The organism is Pradoshia sp. Z5_111, from assembly GCF_058267535.1.
On the sequence record NZ_JBZCPQ010000005.1, the window covers coordinates 224,944 to 242,342 of the forward strand.

22 protein-coding genes and 1 pseudogene are annotated in these 17,399 nt (G+C 34.9%); 21 read left to right on the forward strand and 2 right to left on the reverse strand.

The window, feature by feature from the left end; genetic code table 11:
- Positions 1-2 precede the first annotated feature (2 nt).
- The 10 genes from pucD to AC4D4A_RS12575 all read left to right on the forward strand — a co-directional run bounded on the left by pucD (position 3) and on the right by AC4D4A_RS12575 (position 9,788).
- Positions 3-2,264 carry a xanthine dehydrogenase subunit D gene (gene pucD, locus AC4D4A_RS12530; protein ID WP_490996213.1) on the forward strand — a complete coding sequence of 754 codons (2,262 nt, stop codon included), beginning with the start codon at positions 3-5 and terminating at the stop codon, positions 2,262-2,264.
- The gene (locus AC4D4A_RS12535) at positions 2,255-2,770 is read left to right on the forward strand and encodes a (2Fe-2S)-binding protein (protein ID WP_490996214.1); all 516 of its coding nucleotides are present in this window, start codon (positions 2,255-2,257) and stop codon (positions 2,768-2,770) included. Before pucD ends, AC4D4A_RS12535 begins: the two co-directional genes overlap by 10 nt.
- Positions 2,771-3,197: 427 nt before the next feature.
- Positions 3,198-3,713, forward strand: coding sequence for a GNAT family N-acetyltransferase (locus AC4D4A_RS12540; RefSeq protein ID WP_490996215.1), 516 nt, complete (start codon positions 3,198-3,200; stop codon positions 3,711-3,713).
- 300 nt (positions 3,714-4,013) lie between these two features.
- Positions 4,014-4,517 (forward strand): DUF4871 domain-containing protein, encoded by a 504-nt coding sequence (locus tag AC4D4A_RS12545; RefSeq protein ID WP_490996216.1) that lies wholly within the window; start codon positions 4,014-4,016, stop codon positions 4,515-4,517.
- A 126-nt stretch (positions 4,518-4,643) separates the two neighbouring features.
- Positions 4,644-5,249 (forward strand): uridine kinase family protein, encoded by a 606-nt coding sequence (locus AC4D4A_RS12550; RefSeq protein ID WP_490996217.1) that lies wholly within the window; start codon positions 4,644-4,646, stop codon positions 5,247-5,249.
- Between the two features lie 317 nt (positions 5,250-5,566).
- Positions 5,567-6,199, forward strand: coding sequence for a type 1 glutamine amidotransferase family protein (locus tag AC4D4A_RS12555; protein WP_490996218.1), 633 nt, complete (start codon positions 5,567-5,569; stop codon positions 6,197-6,199).
- A gap of 588 nt (positions 6,200-6,787) precedes the next feature.
- Positions 6,788-7,801 (forward strand): serine hydrolase domain-containing protein, encoded by a 1,014-nt coding sequence (locus AC4D4A_RS12560; RefSeq protein WP_490996219.1) that lies wholly within the window; start codon positions 6,788-6,790, stop codon positions 7,799-7,801.
- Positions 7,802-8,101: 300 nt separating this feature from the next.
- The gene (locus tag AC4D4A_RS12565) at positions 8,102-8,545 is read left to right on the forward strand and encodes a PH domain-containing protein (RefSeq protein ID WP_490996220.1); all 444 of its coding nucleotides are present in this window, start codon (positions 8,102-8,104) and stop codon (positions 8,543-8,545) included.
- Between the two features lie 185 nt (positions 8,546-8,730).
- Positions 8,731-9,042 (forward strand): hypothetical protein, encoded by a 312-nt coding sequence (locus tag AC4D4A_RS12570; protein ID WP_490996221.1) that lies wholly within the window; start codon positions 8,731-8,733, stop codon positions 9,040-9,042.
- 203 nt (positions 9,043-9,245) lie between these two features.
- The gene (locus AC4D4A_RS12575) at positions 9,246-9,788 is read left to right on the forward strand and encodes a nucleoside/nucleotide kinase family protein (protein ID WP_490996222.1); all 543 of its coding nucleotides are present in this window, start codon (positions 9,246-9,248) and stop codon (positions 9,786-9,788) included.
- 309 nt (positions 9,789-10,097) lie between these two features.
- Here AC4D4A_RS12575 and AC4D4A_RS12580 read toward each other — a convergent pair whose 3' ends face one another.
- Positions 10,098-10,574 carry a DUF4179 domain-containing protein gene (locus AC4D4A_RS12580; protein WP_490996223.1) on the reverse strand — a complete coding sequence of 159 codons (477 nt, stop codon included), beginning with the start codon at positions 10,572-10,574 and terminating at the stop codon, positions 10,098-10,100.
- Positions 10,575-10,677: 103 nt separating this feature from the next.
- Here AC4D4A_RS12580 and AC4D4A_RS12585 point away from each other — a divergent pair, with 103 nt between their 5' ends.
- From AC4D4A_RS12585 to AC4D4A_RS12605, 5 genes are all read left to right on the forward strand, one after another.
- On the forward strand, positions 10,678-11,208 hold the full coding sequence (locus AC4D4A_RS12585) for a hypothetical protein (protein ID WP_490996224.1): 531 nt from the start codon (positions 10,678-10,680) through the stop codon (positions 11,206-11,208).
- 132 nt (positions 11,209-11,340) lie between these two features.
- The gene (locus AC4D4A_RS12590) at positions 11,341-11,619 is read left to right on the forward strand and encodes a DUF3784 domain-containing protein (protein ID WP_490996225.1); all 279 of its coding nucleotides are present in this window, start codon (positions 11,341-11,343) and stop codon (positions 11,617-11,619) included.
- Positions 11,620-12,029: 410 nt separating this feature from the next.
- Entirely contained in the window at positions 12,030-12,347 is a 318-nt protein-coding gene (locus AC4D4A_RS12595) for a PadR family transcriptional regulator (protein WP_066104469.1), read from the forward strand.
- Positions 12,344-13,051, forward strand: a complete 708-nt coding sequence (locus AC4D4A_RS12600; RefSeq protein WP_490996226.1) for a DUF2812 domain-containing protein — start codon at positions 12,344-12,346, stop codon at positions 13,049-13,051. The genes AC4D4A_RS12595 and AC4D4A_RS12600 overlap by 4 nt, the downstream gene beginning before the upstream one ends.
- Positions 13,052-13,279: 228 nt before the next feature.
- Positions 13,280-14,005: a class I SAM-dependent methyltransferase gene (locus AC4D4A_RS12605; RefSeq protein ID WP_490996328.1), complete on the forward strand. Its 726-nt coding sequence runs from the start codon at positions 13,280-13,282 to the stop codon at positions 14,003-14,005.
- An 80-nt stretch (positions 14,006-14,085) separates the two neighbouring features.
- Here the strand turns inward: AC4D4A_RS12605 and AC4D4A_RS12610 are convergent, their stop codons facing one another.
- Positions 14,086-14,325, reverse strand: coding sequence for a DUF6429 family protein (locus AC4D4A_RS12610; RefSeq protein WP_490996227.1), 240 nt, complete (start codon positions 14,323-14,325; stop codon positions 14,086-14,088).
- A gap of 130 nt (positions 14,326-14,455) precedes the next feature.
- Here AC4D4A_RS12610 and AC4D4A_RS12615 point away from each other — a divergent pair, with 130 nt between their 5' ends.
- The 6 genes and pseudogenes from AC4D4A_RS12615 to AC4D4A_RS12640 all read left to right on the forward strand — a co-directional run bounded on the left by AC4D4A_RS12615 (position 14,456) and on the right by AC4D4A_RS12640 (position 17,216).
- A complete protein-coding gene (locus AC4D4A_RS12615; RefSeq protein ID WP_490996228.1) occupies positions 14,456-14,596 on the forward strand; it encodes a hypothetical protein in 141 nt (46 codons plus the stop codon).
- 146 nt (positions 14,597-14,742) lie between these two features.
- Entirely contained in the window at positions 14,743-14,895 is a 153-nt protein-coding gene (locus AC4D4A_RS12620; RefSeq protein ID WP_490996229.1) for a hypothetical protein, read from the forward strand.
- Positions 14,896-15,402: 507 nt separating this feature from the next.
- On the forward strand, positions 15,403-15,852 hold the full coding sequence (locus tag AC4D4A_RS12625) for an ASCH domain-containing protein (RefSeq protein WP_490996230.1): 450 nt from the start codon (positions 15,403-15,405) through the stop codon (positions 15,850-15,852).
- Between the two features lie 223 nt (positions 15,853-16,075).
- Positions 16,076-16,276, forward strand: a pseudogene (locus AC4D4A_RS12630) (histidine phosphatase family protein); the annotation flags it as partial.
- Positions 16,277-16,563: 287 nt separating this feature from the next.
- Positions 16,564-16,761 carry a helix-turn-helix transcriptional regulator gene (locus AC4D4A_RS12635; protein ID WP_490996231.1) on the forward strand — a complete coding sequence of 66 codons (198 nt, stop codon included), beginning with the start codon at positions 16,564-16,566 and terminating at the stop codon, positions 16,759-16,761.
- A complete protein-coding gene (locus AC4D4A_RS12640; protein ID WP_490996232.1) occupies positions 16,758-17,216 on the forward strand; it encodes a DUF3278 domain-containing protein in 459 nt (152 codons plus the stop codon). The genes AC4D4A_RS12635 and AC4D4A_RS12640 overlap by 4 nt, the downstream gene beginning before the upstream one ends.
- The last annotated feature ends 183 nt before the right edge of the window (positions 17,217-17,399 follow it).

Consider the following 17,399-nt stretch of genomic DNA (forward strand, 5'->3'; position numbering starts at 1 on the left):
GAATGAAGTTCAATAAAGCGGAACGAGAGGGAAGAGTCAGACCGGACGGCTTATCAAAGGTAACAGGTAGCCTAAAGTATCTAACGGATTTGTCTTTTCCCAATATGTTATATGGCAAAGTACTGAGAAGTTCATTTCCCCATGCTAGAATAACCTCCATTAACACCGAAAAAGCTGAGATGCTGCCTGGAGTAAAGGCGGTCATTACACATAAGGATGTCCCAGGGATGAACCGATTTGGAATTGTCATACCTGATCAGCCAGTACTGTGTGAGGAAAAGGTGCGCTACGTGGGAGATGCAGTGGCAGCAGTGGCTGCCTGTTCTCTTTCTATTGCTGAAGAAGCAGTAAAGCTAATAGAAGTAGTATACGAGGAACTGCCAATCTTGGATTGTCCGGAAAAAGCAATGCAGAAGGATGTCATCAAGCTTCACTCGGCAGGTAATATTCTTCATCACGCATCTTATCAAAATGGTGATACAGAGGCTGCCTTTGAGAACTGCCATATGATTGTAGAAGAAACCTATGAGCTTCCGAGACAAATGCATGCTTATATGGAGACAGAAGGCGGTGTTGTTGTACCTGAGGATGATGGAGGAATCACTGTTTATGCTGGTACTCAGCACGGATTTAAGGATCGGTTTCAGCTTTCGAGAATTTTAGGATTACCGGAGAGCATGATTCGTATTATATCAAGTCCGATGGGTGGATCATTCGGCGGAAAGGATGAATTAAATATTCAGCCATATGGGGCGCTGCTTGCACTTGTTTCCGGGTGTCCGGTTAAAATCCACAATACCAGAACGGAATCCATTCATGCAGGCTTAAAAAGACATCCTATGAAAATATCAATGAAAACTGGCACGAATACAAATGGGAGGATATTGGCCCATAAAACTCGCATCATTGCAGACACGGGGGCTTATGCAACCCTTGGTCCCGCCATCCTTGATTTTGCCGTTGAACATGCTACTGGCCCTTATAGTATCCCAAACATAGACACGGAAGGTTGGTCTGTATTTACCAATAATGGCTTGTCTGGGGAATTCAGAGGTTTTGGCGGCAATCAAATCACATTTGCATTAGAGGGACAAATGGATCGACTCGCTTCGTTTCTGCAGGTCGATCCATTCGAAATCAGAAGGGTCAATTTGAGGAAGGCGACTGATTTGGGTCCGCTAGGACAGAGAATTGCACCAACAAGTGGAGCGGCAGATGTACTTGAATTTCTGCAAAGTAAGTATGAAAAGGAAAAAACGTCAAAAGCTGACTCCGCTTTGAAACGAAAAGGCAGCGGTATTGCCATTTCCATGCATGGTGGAGGATTAGGGTTCGGTCGATTGGATGCGGCCGGAGGAAAAATAGGATTGAATCAAAAAGGGAAAATTGAAATCTCCTTTGGTTTTGAAGAGTGCGGACAAGGGCTGCTCTCGGTTATTGAAAATATTGTAGTGGAAGAGATCGGATGTCAAAAACATGATATTGAAATCATAATCGGTGATACAGCGCTCGTACCTGTATCAGGTTCCTCGACTGCATCGCGGGGAACAAGCATGGTTTGGCATTCGGTACAACGGATGAAGGAGCGATTCAAAAATAAGCTTTGCCATAATGCTTCTGTCATTACAGGGATACCTGTGGAGGATTTATACATCGGCTCAGGAGGTATTTGGCAGATAAATAGTGATGCTGGACCATTGATTACCTTTAAACAATTGGCTCAAAAATTAGTTGAGGATTCCACCGTGTTAACGAGCTTTCATTTTCCGACAACACCCGATGCCGTAACAGGTGGCCATTTTTTATATTCATTCGGTGGCATAAAAGTGGATGTGGAGGTAGACCTTTTAACAGGAAAGATTAAGGTCACCGGGGTGGAACATGTGATTGCTGCAGGGCCAGTCGTCAGTCCGAATGGTTACCGTGGCCAGATCGAAGGAGGAGGAGTAATGTCACTGGGCTATACGCTTATGGAAGAAGCCAAGATGATAGATGGACAATATGTAACAAAAAATTTCGATACCTACTTAATTCCTGGTATATCTGATGTTCCTTTTGAGACAAATATAACTGCGATTGAACAACTGTATGAAGGGGATATTTACGGTCCCAGAGGTGTTGGTGAAATCGGGACCATTTCGATTACACCGGCAATCATCAGTGCCGTTTATGATGCAATCGGATATCGGATCAGAACACTTCCGATTTCTTCTGAAGAACTATTAGAAGCTATTGAATTAAGGGGGATGATTGAATGGGTGTAAAAAAAGATGAGCTTCAAACCTTCATATACGTGAATGATCAACAAAAAATGCCCCTTCATATAACCGTTAATAAAAACTCATACGATTTGGAGGTTAACCCGACAGATATGTTGATTGATATACTGAGAAACGACCTGCAATTGACAGGTACAAAAATTTCCTGTGGAATTGGCAGGTGTGGTGCCTGTTCAGTATTGGTGGACGACGAATTGGCAAATTCCTGTTTATTGATGGCCTTTCAAGTGAACGGGAAAACAATCCAAACCATCGAGGGTGTCGGAACTGATGGCCTGGATGAGGTTCAGCAAGCTTTTTTGCAGGAAGGCGGCTTTCAGTGTGGGTATTGCACATCCGGAATGATCATGGCTGTTAAAAGTCTGTTGGCAGAGAATCCTTCTCCGAATGAATGTGAAATTAAGGAAGGCCTGGCAGGAAACTTATGCAGATGTACGGGATACAGTGGCATCATTAGAGCCGTGCAATGCTTAAGCAAAAAAGAGAAATAGGAAGCGGAGGTGATACCCGTTGAGACAACCTCTATATGCTGTTGAAATGACCGATATTAGTAAGAAATTTGGTGAAGTAAACTTCAAATGACCATGTGGATTATCGTTGAAAATCAAAAACTAGAATTGCTGCCGCTTGATCTCCAGGCTGAATTGCATCTAGTTTGAGACCGATTGAGTATCGCTTATAGAAAGCTGCTAAAGGAACAGGGAGTTACATTTGGGATGGCTTGAATATGAAAGGTGCATGAAGTATATTTCCTTCTAGAAGGAGAGGAAATGATACGTGAAACTTTGCAAAGCTTAGGCCCAGTAAGATTAAGGGTTTAAGCTTTTTTGTAGATTAAAAGTGTTGTTTTAGAAAAGAAGGAGATTAGGAGTGACAAATAGAATGGATTATACAAATTTCATGTTAAAGGAGTGAGTAGTGATAAATATTCGTATTTTAGAAGAGTCCGATGCTCATTTATATCAGAAAGTGCGATTGAATGCATTAAAAATGAACCCGGAAGCATACGGTTCAAACTATGAAAGAGAGGAGAGATTTTCATTAGAAATGGTAAAGGAACGAATAAAACCAACAAGGGACAAGTACATATTAGGTGCCTTTGATAATCGAAAATCTTTAGTTGGTATTGTTACCTTTATGCGTGAGGATAATCTCAAAACCAGGCATAAAGGGAATGTTTATGGAATGTACATAGCTCCAGGCAATCGAGGTCAGGGTTTAGGAAAACTATTAATGAATGAACTTATCAGTAGAGCGAAGAACTCTGAAGGATTGGAGCAAATCAATTTAACGGTTGTATCTGATAATGACTATGCAAAGAAATTATATAAGTCATTGGGATTTGAGGTTTATGGTAAAGAAAGAAATGCCTTAAAGGATAATGGCCGATATTATGATGAGGATTTGATGGTTCTAAAAATAGCAGTGAAATAGAGATATCTTTAAGATGTCTTTTTCTTTATAGAAATAATGAGGATAGCTTATGGGTTATGCTACTGGGCAATGGAATCAAAGTTTGGTAAGCGGCATTTTGGTCTTATAGTGAACATAAGTTAAGAATAAAAATTGATCTACCAAAACCAGTTTTACAAATTATTCCATACACATTAGAATTGAAGGTAATAAATGATTCGAAAATCTAGATAAATCTATCAAAAGGGAGGGGTTCTTTAATGGTGGAAGATTAAGTTGGGTTAGAGAAATCAGAATCTAAAATTTCCAAGGAGTGATTCTGTGAAAAGAAGAATGACTATGATGGTGATCTTTTTAAGTATGTTTTTTATTGCTGTAGGTTGTACATCAGAAAAAACAGTTGATAGTAAGACAATTTTACCTGATGATATTCCTGATTTTGTTCGAGAAAGTGATTTTGAAAAAATCGATTGGGATAGAAAAGCTGTAGAATTTGGTGACAGAGGAATGGTTGGAAATGAAAACAAATCAGGTGTTATAGGTGCAGATATGCCAAGCCTAGATGGTCAAAAGTGGATGTGGCATCTTTGGGGAATTGAAAATGTTAATCAGGCAAAGTTAACTGTTGTTGGATTTCATAAAGAAACTGAAACTGTCCACCAAATTTTAACGGATGGTTGGACAAAGGGGCTTGGTGGAGAAAATAACGGGGCAGATGCACATATACCCTCAAGTGTGAAAATACCAGAGCCGGGGGAATGGGCAATATTGCTTTATGTTGACGAAAAATTATTTGATATTCTAGTTTATGAGATTAAACAATAAATAAAGAAAAATTCGTGAATCCTTTTTGAGCTAGCTTGTGACCAGCTCTTTTTTGTTATGCAGCTAAGGGGCTATTAACGGAAGAAGGATTAACAAAACAGTTTTCCAATTTAGGGTGGTGATGTTATGCATGATAAAACTCTTAAAGGCAGTAATGATTTTGAACAATTGGTTAGGATAATCAATTCAGTTCCTCAAAAACAATCAACCTTGTTAATTGGGATAGACGGCTGTGGTGGTTCTGGAAAAAGCACACTCGCTAGTAAGCTGAAAGATAGATTATTAAATACGACTGTTGTGCATATGGATGATTTTTATTTACCATCTTCTCAACTTCTAAAAACACTTCCAAAGAACAAGCCTATAGGTGCAGATTATGATTGGAGGCGTGTTTTAAATCAGGTTCTTGAACCCATAGCTCAAAATAAAGAAGGCCATTATCAGCGATATGATTGGGCAATGGATGGTTTAACAGAATGGCATACTGTACCGATTGGCGGGATTGTCATAATAGAAGGTGTTTACGCAATACGTCAGGAATTTTTTAATAAGTATGATTTTACGGTTTGGGTTGAATGCCCACGAGAAACAAGGCTTTCACGAGGTCTTGAAAGAGACGGAGAAACAGCACGTGATAGGTGGGAAAATGATTGGATGCTATCAGAAGACATTTATGTTGAAACCTATCAACCTTTTGAAAGAGCTAACTTAATAGTAAGTGGTATTGAATAAATATAGATTATATTAATCTTCGTCCCTTAGATAAAAAAATTACTATCGGTTCAGAGAAAAATATACAATGTTTGCTTGAATTGCGGAGATGTGTTGTCAATAAAGATTATGAATCCTGAGAAATTAAAATGAAAATTGAATCCTTTAGTTAAGGCTGCTATTGAGTAGCCATTTTTTATGTAGCTAAGGGAGCAGGTTAGTTGAATAAGAAATAGACTTTTGGTTAAATATGGTATACGATTATCTGTATGGGAACGTATGTTCTTTTAGGTGAGATTGCTTTTGATGTGTAAAATTTATGATTGGAGTGTTATTAGATGCAAACAAAAAGAGTTTTTCTATATGTATTTAATACAATGTCGGACTGGGAATATGGATATTTAATTGCTGAACTAAACTCAGGAAGATATTTTAAAAAAGATTTATTACCTTTAAAGGTAATTACAGTAGGAGCTAATAAAGAAATGATTACTACTATGGGAGGACTGAGCATAAAACCAGATATTTCCCTTGATGAATGTACTCTTGAGAGTAAAGATCTTTTAATTTTACCAGGAGGGACTACTTGGAATGAAGAAATTCATCAACCTATCTTGGAAAGGATTGGCCAAGCTTTAAAGCTTGGCACTATTGTTGCTGCAATTTGTGGTGCAATTGAGGCCCTTGCGAATATGGGATACTTAAATAGTAGAAAGCATACAAGTAATAATTTAGAATACACTAAAATGGTATGTCCTAACTATAAAGGAGAAAAGTTCTATGAGGTGAGATCTGTGGTATCTAATGCGAATTTAGTTACTGCATCAGGAATAGCTCCACTAGAATTTGCGATGGAAGTACTGAAAAAATTAGATGTATTTGCACCAGATACATTAGATTCTTGGTATAGCCTAAATAAGACTCATAAACCTGAATACTTCTTCCAGTTAATGAACTCAATGAATAAATAAGTTGAAATAAAATATCAAATGGCATTTTTATTTTACTTGAAATAATCTCCATACTTTTTACGATGTCAAAGTATAATTTTTACACATAATCAAAGTTTTTAGATAACTTAACAGAGGTTGCTGATAATTGTAAACTATCGGGGTGTTGATCCAAGCAGGATTAATGCTCTTTTTGTTGAATTTCTTATTGTAGAAACGTGGCGAGTTAGCTTAATAAGGATTCAATCTGATTTTACAATTAAACAGAATTTTTGAATAACTAAATTATTTTGGTTGGGAGGATATTGAATACATGAGTAATTCGCTATATATACTTTATGCTGTAATTTTAGGAATACTATCCTGGTTTACTGGGGAAATAGTAACATTTGTTATGCTGGGTGTTATTCTTATTGCTTTAAATAATATAAATTCAACGCTTAAAAAGATTTATCTTCTGAATAATGAGAGAAGCAATAACGTAGATAAATAGATTTAAAAATAATTTGTTTTCAAAAAAAAATGGAGCTTTGAACCAGGAAGGGTTAATGTCTTTTTCCGTTGAACTCTTTATGGTAGTAAAGGGCAGTTTAGCGGGAGATCAAGGAGATGTTTTATTTGGAGGAACTTGAAAACTTAATTAACTGGGTAGACGAAATAAAGAAAAAAAACGGAAGCAGTGCATCTTCATTATATATTTTAAAAGATAACGAAGTAATACTGGAACACTATGATGGTTATCATTCTAATTCTCCTGAATCAGCTCCAATTACCCAATGTTCGCAATTTAATGTTGCTTCTGCAAGAAAGAGCTACCTTGGTTTAGTCGTTGCATATGCTCTTTATGAGGGGAAAATCAAAAGCCTTGATGACTACGCGATAGATTACTTCAAGGAAATGGATAAACAATTGCTCGGAAAAACCACAATACGGCAATTAGTCACTTACTCACACGGGTTACATGAAAAAGAGGATGGTACTATTTATCGAGAGTTTGAACCAGGGCAAGGTTGGGCTTATAGAGGAATCAATGTGTTAATGATGACGAGGCTGGTAAACCGTCTATTTAATATGAATTTTCCAGACCTTTTAGAAGAAAGGGTATTTTCACCTTTAGGTTTTAAAGAAACAGCCTGGCAAACGACAGAGAATGATTCATTAGTTAAACAAATTGATGATCCAGATTCGGAAGGTTCATTCAATTTGGGGAATTTTGATGATGGAACGGAGTCAAACTTACATACTTCTACTCGGGAGTTTGCCCAATGGGGTAATCTTCATTTAAACAAAGGGTTTGCAGAGGGTAAACAAATTGTTCCAAGCGAAGTGATTGAAATTGCCATACAAGTCCAAAGCCCTTTTTACAAAGATCATAAACTTCCTCAAAATGGCTTGTTTTGGTATGTAAAGGGAATTCCAGCTGCCCATAGTGAGCTCGGTGATAGGGTTCCAGAAGGATCCTATCAAATAATAGGGATAACAGGTCCAACTGTCCTTGTCATTCCTGAATACAGAGTGGTCGTTGCGAAGATGTATAACAAACGATATAACTATGGCGGAGATAATTACCTTTACTACCTCAGAGAATTTAGTAATATAGTTGCTGATACTTTTCGAAAGTAAGGAATATTAAGAGTTTCGCTCAAAATATCAGGGAGCATTCCTATATTGAATAAAAACGTATTAAGTTTGTGAAGAAACTTAATTAAACTTATGGGAGCAATGGTCTAAGGAGGAATAATGCTTTTTACGTTGAATTTTTTATGGAAGAAAAGGGGCATGTTAGTTCAATAAGGTTATCTTATTGAGATAATGAAGTTGATAAGAGATCGTTATAAATTTATCAATTAAGTATAATATTAGTATATTTGAGAGCAATCTTTAGTTTCTTGCATACATATAATTTGGAGGTGCGCTTACTCAATGGTTTTTCGTTCAAAAGTAGATGCGTTTTTTGTTAATTTTATGATGCTCGTGGTACTCATCATTGCTTCGGGCTCATTATTTCCATTATTCATTGAAGAAGTTCGAAATAATTTAATAGCTGTTATAGTATTGATTTCAACATTTCTCCTTGTGATAAGTTTTCTTTTATGGACTAATTTTTCAGCTAAGTATATTTTCGAAAAAGATTATCTTTTTATAAAAGGTGGGCCTTTTAAATATCGAATTCCATACAAAAATATAACAAAGGTATCACCTACAACTGCAATTTTTTCAGGACATAAAGTATTGTCATCAAGGGATGCGATTGAAATTTTCAATAAAACAACATTTTATGGAAGTATAAAAATTTCACCTAGGGATAAAAAAGAGTTTATTACTGAACTTAAAAAGCGATGCTCTAACATACAGGATATAGAGTAAAACTTCCACAAAGTTTGTAAGAAATATTGAACTAATAGGATTTACTCCACTTTATGGGCTTTTAATTGGCTCTTTTTTTATGCGGCTAAAAGGGCAGTTTAGCGGAAGAAGGCTTTAAATGGAAGGTGACGAATAAATAGTATTATATACTGACAGACAATTCATATTATAAAGGACGTGTATATTTGGGAATCCAAACTGCTGTAACTAAGAAGTACAGTATTCTTAGTTATGTTTCTCTTATCGTTGGGGTAATTTGCTTCTTTATTGTTTTTGTACCAGCTACAAGAATAGCCAATACAGGGAATACGTATGGTGATTATATAATACTTTCTCTTACTATATTCGGTGTTTATTTATCTATAGCAGGGATAGTGAAGAAAACAGAAAACAATCTAATTCCTATTATAGCCTTAATCCTTTCTTTATCTGAAATCATCTACTGGTTAATTGCCATCATCTTATTGCTTACTGGTCAAATCGAATTTGCTCCGTAGTGTTCAAAATTTTGAGTTAACACGGGCGGTGTTTCAAGAAGGATTGATTTACTTTTATATGGAGCTCCTTAATCAAGTAAAGGAGCAGGTTAGCGAAAAAAGGATTCTTCCCCTTTTTTGTCGAAATCATTATGAAAATAACAGGACAGATTAGATCAATCAGAAATAGTCGAAATAAGACATTCGAAAAGTTGGAGGAATTTATGAAAAGGAAATTTCCGTTTGTGATTTCAATTGCTGCGGTTTCGGGTGGTGGCAAAACAACAATAACCTCATACCTAAAAGAGCGGTTGCAATATAGTAAAACAATATCTTTTGATGATTATGATTTTAATAGCCCTGATAATATTATTGAGTGGATTGATAATGGTTGTAATCCTGATGCTTGGGACTTATCGCCACTCATTAGAGATATAAAGAAGTTAGTTATTGAACCACTAGATTACATCATTTTAGATTTCCCATTTGCTTATTTACATACTAAAACAAGAGAATTAATTGATTTTGCAGTGTTTATTGATACGCCACTGGACATAGCAATGGCACGGAGAATACTTCGAGACTTTAAAGATAGTTCTGGCGAGGATATAATGCTGGATTTAGATAACTACATTCATAGAGGAAGGCAGGGGTATCTAGATATGTTAAATACGACAAAGCCGAATTCAGACCTCATTGTAGATGGGACATTATCAAAATCTGAGATTGCAAGTATTATTGTTCAAAATATAGTGAGAATAGAATAATTCTTAGATCAAAGCAAGATTGAAAATATAATATCTTATTCAAGTAACAGGGACGTCGATTTAAGCAGGGATACAAAGATATTATTATCAGCGAACACCAAACGAAAATTATCTACAAAATGAATAAATGAAAGTTGGTGGCTAAATCAATATTTTTAAACAGAACATTAGCTTCCCCATAATCTATTTTGTAATATCAATTAGTTGGGATTATATTACTAAAAAAGAGATTAATTGGGTTGAAAACATAGCGGTGAGTTTCATAGCATTCGTACTTCTTTCATTCTATGATTGGGCAAAGGAACCATATCAAAGAAAGAAGAGATGAAAATCAATAAAACATATGAGAATTAAGGATTTTACGGAATCCACTTTAAATACCACATCGCCCTCTGGATTCGTGCTTTCTTTGTTTTCAGACACGTATTCCTCGACTGGGTTTTGTTGCACAGGTACATCAAATTGCCAATTGCCTTTGTTCATTCCTATTTCTTCAAAGGAAATGGGAATGGTATCAATTTTAGGCAGGTCCTTATATGGATAAACAATTCGGATATGTCCTGTATATCCATCTTTCGTTTTTGTCAAAGTAGTCGTTTCCTTTGTCTCATCGGCTAGCGGGTCACCATTAAACAATTCATATAATGCATAATAATAGCCATCTACATCCTCCTGGAGATTCCCTTTCACATCAAACGTAATTCCAATTAGATATCCGTCATAGTATGCACTTGTTAACGCAACATCTACACCATTGCTTGTAAAGGTCTGATTGAGCTCCTTCACCAGATTTTGCTTTTCTAAGTTCCTCCCAACCATATCGTTAAAGTTTGCATACTAACCTCCGATTATTGGTGCATCCGCCAACACTCTTGAAAAAGAAGGGACGATGAAGCTAGAAGACATCAGGGTTACCGCAGCAGCAGTTGTCATAATCCAAGTCTTTAAAATAGATTTTTTCCTTATCTTAGGTCGTTGTTCTTCTACCGATCGACTAATCCCCATTTTTATTGATTGTAAAACATCTTCTTTTGGTACATCGACTTCGTTAACTTTGTTAGAGAATCGCTTTGCTTTTGTGAAAGATGGGCGGTTGTTGAAATTTGAAGAAGAGCGTCTTGCCTTTATTGATAATTTGATAATCGATATTGAAGAACATTTAATCGAAAGACGAATACAAAAAGAATGGGAAACTACAAGACTTTCTGAAGATACAGCATATGTTTATTATTTTAAAATGAATAATGCTACAAGAGACTTTTTGAAAGAGCGTTGTCATTCCCTGTTTGATTGGAATAGTCCTGAACTGCCAGAAGACTTAATGTTTTACCATAAGGATAAATGCATATTAGCTGCATACTCCCATGAAGAATATTTTGTAGTGGAAGAAGCTATTTGGGACAGTTTCATATTGAACTAACGGGGGCTTGATCAAATAAGGATAAATGCCCTTTATTGCTGAATTGCTTAAGAAACAAATGGGGCAAGTTAGCGGAAGAAGTAATATTATAAAGACATATAATACAAATGCCGGATAAAAGGAGGAGAAATGATGGAGCTTTATGTTGGTCTTATCATTGCAGGGTTTCATTTTTTGCTTGCATATTTCATTTGGGGAAAGGGAAAAGTTCATATTTTAGCAGGATATGTGGAAGGTCAAGTAAAAGATAAAAAGAAACTTTCAAAGTATGCGGGCATATTATTAATTGGACTTGGTATTATATCTGTTTTTTTTCCTTTAGTTCCAGACAGTTATTTCTATTACATATTTGCAATATATTTTTTATGGCTTTTAATTGGTATTGTGGTTACTAATGTCAAAATCCAATAGAACATACACTTGTTCCACTAACGGGGGCTTTAGTTTAAGATGATACAAAATAGAAAACCGACTCATTTTAATTAGAGTCGGTTTTTAGTTAATCTAATACAAAAATTTCACTGATCTCACTTCCTAAAAGGGAAATAACACAATTAATAACTCTAATGAAAAAAGATCATGTATCCTCAGTGTTACAAAACTTTCTGATACATTCCTTTGTCATATTCCATTAAGAATTATATATTCGAAAACAAAGCACGATTTATATGGACCCTTTTTGATTATAAAGGTCAATTATCAAACTTTAATATATCGTTTTGTGATATAAGTATGGACATATATATCACAAAGTGATATATTGTACTTAAATAGATATATCACATTATGATATATCTTAAAAGGATATAGAAGGTGATACCTTGAAGAAAACGGAACAATTAACTGATTCAATGTTTTATATTATGGCTGCTTTAACTAAGCCAAGGCATGGTTACGCAATTATGAATTTAATTGAAGAAACAACAAATGGGGCAATTAATGTAGGGCCTGCTTCCATGTACACGATTATCAAAAAGCTATTAAAACAAGAATGGATTTATTTGTATGATGGGTCGGATTCAAGGCGTAAAACGTATCTGCTTACTGACAAGGGCAGAGAAGTATTAGAGGAAGATGTAATAATACGAAAACAGATGATTCAATTAGCAGAAATGGGATTGAAGGAGGGAGAAGAATGAGGCAAACAAAGTATATAGTGTCAGAGGGATTAGCTTTTGCTGAGGATAAAGACATGGAGAAATTACGACGGTATTCTTTGAAGGGATGGCATGTCAGTGATTTTAAGTTTATGGGTTATACACTAAAAAAAGGAGAAAGCTCAGATTATATCTACAGTGTCGATTATCGATCTTTAAAAGAAGATGATGAATATTTTGACCTTTTTTCAGCCTCTGGATGGACACATGTTGCCTCAACAGGAGATATACATTTATTTCGAGCAAAACCCAATACAAAACCGATTTATAGTGACCGGGACACTGCTGTTGAAAAGTATGAAAGTTCAGCTCGATCTTTAAGTTATTTTTCGATACCGGTCGTTTTAATCACACTACTTATATGGGTTGGAACAATGATAAGCTCTGGCATATTGCAATTTATACTTATTGCAACCGCAATCGTTTTTACTGCCATTGCCATACCAGCAGCTATGACTGTTATGGCAACGTACAATAATAAATGGAAGATAAAAGAAAAGAAAGGATTAGTTAATCTTTATAAAACTATACCAGTCCTTTTCTTTCTAATAGCAGTTTTTATATTGATATACGCCGGTGACCGTTCAGTTAGCATATTAGCGGCAATGATTATCGGAGCAATCGCCTTACCAACTGTTATTTGGATCATCATGTCTCTTTATCATAAAATAGGGAAGAAAGCTTAGTTTAGGAAGAAAGCTTATAAATATTGAGCTAACAGCGGCATTGATCCAAAAGGATTAATGTCTTTTTGTGTTGCACTTCATATGAAAATATTGGGGGAAGATTAGCGAAAGAAGGGGTTATATTCCTTTTTGTAGAACTAATAGTTGAAAGAGAAAATGAATTAAGTTTCAATTATTTAATAGTTAAAGGAAGTGGAGTCCTTGTATACAAAGACTGAAATTTTGAATATGAATAAAGCAAGTTGGGAAAAGTCAGCTGAACGTTTTTTTGGAAGAACTGCTCTTCCTGAATATGGCCCCTACTCTTTAAATGAAGCACACCTTAAATTATTTGATACAATTACAAATCGTAAAGTGTTAGATATAGGGTGTGGAAGTGGGCATTCGTTGCAATATATGGGTAACCAAGGTGCTAAAGAACTATGGGGATTAGATCTTTCGACAAAACAAATAGATACCGCATATAACGTATTGTGCAATCAACAGAGGAAAGTATCATTATTTGAATCACCAATGGAGGAAAATCCAGGAATACCTCATGATTATTTCGATATTGCCTATTCTATTTATGCTTTGGGTTGGACAGTTGATTTACATCGTACATTGTCACATATACATAGCTATTTAAAGCAAGGTGGTATTTTCATTTTTAGTTGGGAGCATCCCATTCACAATCGTTTGACTTATTCACAGTCGTCCTTTATTTTTAGAAAATCTTACAATATTGAGGGTCCAGAATACAATGAGGCATGGCATAACAACGTTGTAATCTACCATCGCAAACTAAGTACATATATTAATACACTGATAAAAACTGGCTTCACAATTGAAAACGTAATCGATGATGTTGTGTTGCCTAAAAACATCGATTCAGATAACCCTTCAAGTTGGTATTCAAGTCAAAGAGCCCAATTAGTGCCTGCGACCTTTATCATAAAGGCATCTAAAAATTAATAAAGAAGAACACAGGTTGAAGCAGCGGGGATTGCGAAATAAAGTGGTTTTTTTAGGAATTCTCCTTAGAGAGAATTTCCTCAGTGGTCTTTTATATGATATTTCTCTATTAATTTCTTAGCTTCCTCGATACCTTCATCTGTTAAATAAACAGATTTTGAACGTTTACTATCGATAATGAAACGTTTTTCCGATAATTCATTTAGAGATTCAAAGGGATATCCCTTCCAACTTCTTTGAGCTTCACCTAATCCATAATCATCTTTAAAAGAGGTTAAATATAACAATAATAAAGTTAATTCATCGATTTGATTTTTCATATGATTGATTCCTTTCGTTTTTCTTTATTTTATCTGCATTCATGAAATATTCCAAACCAAATCTATATTTTACGTAAATATCAATGATCCTATATAGTCTTTTAAATATCAGCTAAAGAAGGTGGGAAATATGGATTTATTGCTGGCTTGTCTATTATTTGCAGGGATTTTTGCGATATATAATGCCTTAAGAGTTTTGAATAACAATATAATTGATCAAACAGAAGAACTAAAAAAATTACGTAAATCATTAAAAGAAGATAAGGATTAAAAATTTATTTTCATTGACTCAATCAATTTATATAGATGAATGATTGAGTCTTTTTTTTGCTCCTAAATGGAGAAGTTAGCAGAAGAAGGAAGACACTTATTTAGTGTCGAATTTATAAGTATATAAAGAAAAGTGGGGATGATTTTATGAACAGAAAATATTTCTGGTTTTCGATTGTGTTAATTGCTATATTGGCATTTTTTACAGAGGAACTAGTTAATTTTATGATGCTTTTTTTGATTTTGCTTACCTTGATGGAAATAAGTGATGAGATTAAAAAGAGAAACGCACGTCCATAGTGTAAAAGATTTATCGTTCGAAATAAAAAATATGACTGTATAAAGATCTTAAAAAGCTGGCAGCAACGTCGCCCCCTCGATTGGTAATCGATTCAGGCGTGATAAAATCCAAGGTTAGTATTTAATTTAAATATTCTTGGACGAAGGTGAATATTCACTACATTAAGGAGCTGAGTAAACATAGCGCTCTTTCTTTAAGGACAGATTCGTTGATAAAGGTATTTGTATTTATCTTCCCGAATATATTCCCTTAACCATAAGAAGGGGGAGTAGGTATAATGAAAAATTTGATTATTGGTACCATAGTTTTATTGGCACTTTTTGTAGTACTCTCATTTTTAAATATTAATATATCGTATTTGTTTCCTAATGTAATAGAATGGGCTACAAAGTTCATTCTGCCTTGGATAATCTTGTACTGGTTCATTAGACTGGTTAAAAGTTTCGAGAACAAGTAATGAAAGCGATTACCGAAAGAGAAAATACTGAATTTAAGGATGATCATGTATGAATAGGATACAACAATTTTGGAATGACTTTTGCATTGAAGAAGATATGCGAGGTATTGAATACAAAGAGGCTTTTCAATTTGGGACTTCCGCTGATTGGTTGGCCGATTTAGTTGTTGAAGGAAAAAAGACGGCAACAACTTCTGGCTTTGTGTTTTATGAGTTAGAAAAAGAGGAGCTCCCTAAAATCGGTGAATTTTATATTGTTTTAGATGGTCAGGATGTGCCAGTGGCCGTCACTGAAATTCAATCCGTTGAAATTATCCCAATGAATGAGGTAACAGAGGAATTCTCTTTAGCAGAAGGTGAGGGAGATTATCATTTTTGGTGGGATGCACATGAAATTTTTTTTACTAAGGAATTAAAAGAATACGATCTAGAATTTTCACCAAATATGTTAGTTGTATGTGAACGGTTTAAAAAAGTATATCCGAAAGGGAAGTATTAACTTTAGATACTCTGGGTAGGGAGTTCTAATTGGCTAATACGCTGTTGAATCAAAAAGAAGTATTGCCCTTTTAAGTTGAAATAACTATGGAAGTAAAGAGGTAGGTTAGTAGCTTCAAAATGTAAACGAACTCAAAATTCTCTTTTTATCTATTGGTTATATATGGTGAAACTGAATTGTGTATTAAAAATACACTGAGGAAAGAAGTGTTTAAGGATTGAAGGTATTAAAAACGTATGAAGGTAAAAACATCGCAATAGGAACACACGGGAATTTAATGGTACTTATAATGAGTTACTTTGATAGAAAATATGATTTTAATTTCTGGAAAGGTCTGGATATACCAGATATTTATAAATTAACTTTCGATAATACAAATTTAAAAGAAGTTAATAAGGTATGGAATAGGACATGGGAATGTTAACTTTGGGATCTTGATTCAAAAAGAGAAATGCGGGCTTTAAGGAAATAAAAGACCTTACCCATGGGCTTTGCTTAATGGGATGGGCAAAAATAACTGATTAAATTCTATATTTTCTAATAGAGTTAGAGGGGTGTTGATACAAGAAGATGGATTAATGCCTTTTAATGTTAAACCTCAAATGGTTGTAGAGAGCTTGTTTCTTTATTTTATATTGTTTTATATATAAATCTAATGTAAGGTATAAATTGCATATGTAAACTATATCTTACATAGGTAAGGTGGAATGTATGAAAAATAATGTAAAAATTACACGGATGAAAATTTCAATGACCCAAGAACAATTAGCGAGTAAAGTGGGGGTGACGAGGCAGACTATTGGATTGATTGAGAAGGGGGAATATAATCCGACTCTTCATCTTTGTGTTGCAATAGCAAAAGAACTTAATAAAACCTTAGATGAATTATTTTGGGAGGTAGAGAGTTGATGAAATCCTGGATTTCTTTTTTAATGCCTGTTGATGAATATAAGGAAAAAAGGATGCTATATTTCTTCGCGGAGGGTGGGGTACTTCTTTTCCTTTTCCTTGTACTAACAATGTTTTTAAACAAATTTGTTTCTATAGACTTAGAGATCATTTTACTATTGGCCATATCCATATTCGTTTTTTATATATTTGGAAGGTATATTGCAGCTGGTATTGAATATACGGAGGTTGCAACAAAAGTAGCTTATAGGAAAGAGTTAAGAGTTATTTTTACTAAAACAGTTACATTTTTTGTTATTTTTACTATACTGTATTTACTATTGGTTGATATGCCTTCAAGTATTAGCGCTTGGAGTGAACTAATAGGCTTTATATTATTCGGAAGTGTAGTGATGTTCCTCATCAATTATATTTCATTAAAACGCTCTTATAATAAAAATAAGGAACTTTTATAAATGATCAACAGGGTTGTTACTCCTATTTCACGGGCTGTAAACAGCTCTTTTTTTATGCAGCTACCGGGCAGTTTAGAGGAGGAAGGATTTTTCTAATGAATGAAGAATATTGTAAAAGTACATACTGCCAGACAGTCTAGATTTATTAAAGGAAATCTCCAGCATAAGAACAACATTAGGTAG

What these genes read in the sequence shown, in the direction of transcription:
- pucD (WP_490996213.1), top strand. Translation starts at nt 3, where the DNA reads ATGAAGTTCAATAAAGCGGAACGAGAGGGAAGAGTCAGACCGGACGGC.
- AC4D4A_RS12535 (WP_490996214.1), top strand. Translation starts at nt 2,255, where the DNA reads ATGGGTGTAAAAAAAGATGAGCTTCAAACCTTCATATACGTGAATGAT.
- AC4D4A_RS12550 (WP_490996217.1), top strand. Translation starts at nt 4,644, where the DNA reads ATGCATGATAAAACTCTTAAAGGCAGTAATGATTTTGAACAATTGGTT.
- AC4D4A_RS12555 (WP_490996218.1), top strand. Translation starts at nt 5,567, where the DNA reads ATGCAAACAAAAAGAGTTTTTCTATATGTATTTAATACAATGTCGGAC.
- AC4D4A_RS12560 (WP_490996219.1), top strand. Translation starts at nt 6,788, where the DNA reads ATGTTTTATTTGGAGGAACTTGAAAACTTAATTAACTGGGTAGACGAA.
- AC4D4A_RS12565 (WP_490996220.1), top strand. Translation starts at nt 8,102, where the DNA reads ATGGTTTTTCGTTCAAAAGTAGATGCGTTTTTTGTTAATTTTATGATG.
- AC4D4A_RS12575 (WP_490996222.1), top strand. Translation starts at nt 9,246, where the DNA reads ATGAAAAGGAAATTTCCGTTTGTGATTTCAATTGCTGCGGTTTCGGGT.
- AC4D4A_RS12585 (WP_490996224.1), top strand. Translation starts at nt 10,678, where the DNA reads ATGAAGCTAGAAGACATCAGGGTTACCGCAGCAGCAGTTGTCATAATC.
- AC4D4A_RS12590 (WP_490996225.1), top strand. Translation starts at nt 11,341, where the DNA reads ATGGAGCTTTATGTTGGTCTTATCATTGCAGGGTTTCATTTTTTGCTT.
- AC4D4A_RS12600 (WP_490996226.1), top strand. Translation starts at nt 12,344, where the DNA reads ATGAGGCAAACAAAGTATATAGTGTCAGAGGGATTAGCTTTTGCTGAG.
- AC4D4A_RS12605 (WP_490996328.1), top strand. Translation starts at nt 13,280, where the DNA reads ATGAATAAAGCAAGTTGGGAAAAGTCAGCTGAACGTTTTTTTGGAAGA.
- AC4D4A_RS12610 (WP_490996227.1), bottom strand. Translation starts at nt 14,325, where the DNA reads ATGAAAAATCAAATCGATGAATTAACTTTATTATTGTTATATTTAACC.
- AC4D4A_RS12615 (WP_490996228.1), top strand. Translation starts at nt 14,456, where the DNA reads ATGGATTTATTGCTGGCTTGTCTATTATTTGCAGGGATTTTTGCGATA.
- AC4D4A_RS12620 (WP_490996229.1), top strand. Translation starts at nt 14,743, where the DNA reads ATGAACAGAAAATATTTCTGGTTTTCGATTGTGTTAATTGCTATATTG.
- AC4D4A_RS12625 (WP_490996230.1), top strand. Translation starts at nt 15,403, where the DNA reads ATGAATAGGATACAACAATTTTGGAATGACTTTTGCATTGAAGAAGAT.
- AC4D4A_RS12635 (WP_490996231.1), top strand. Translation starts at nt 16,564, where the DNA reads ATGAAAAATAATGTAAAAATTACACGGATGAAAATTTCAATGACCCAA.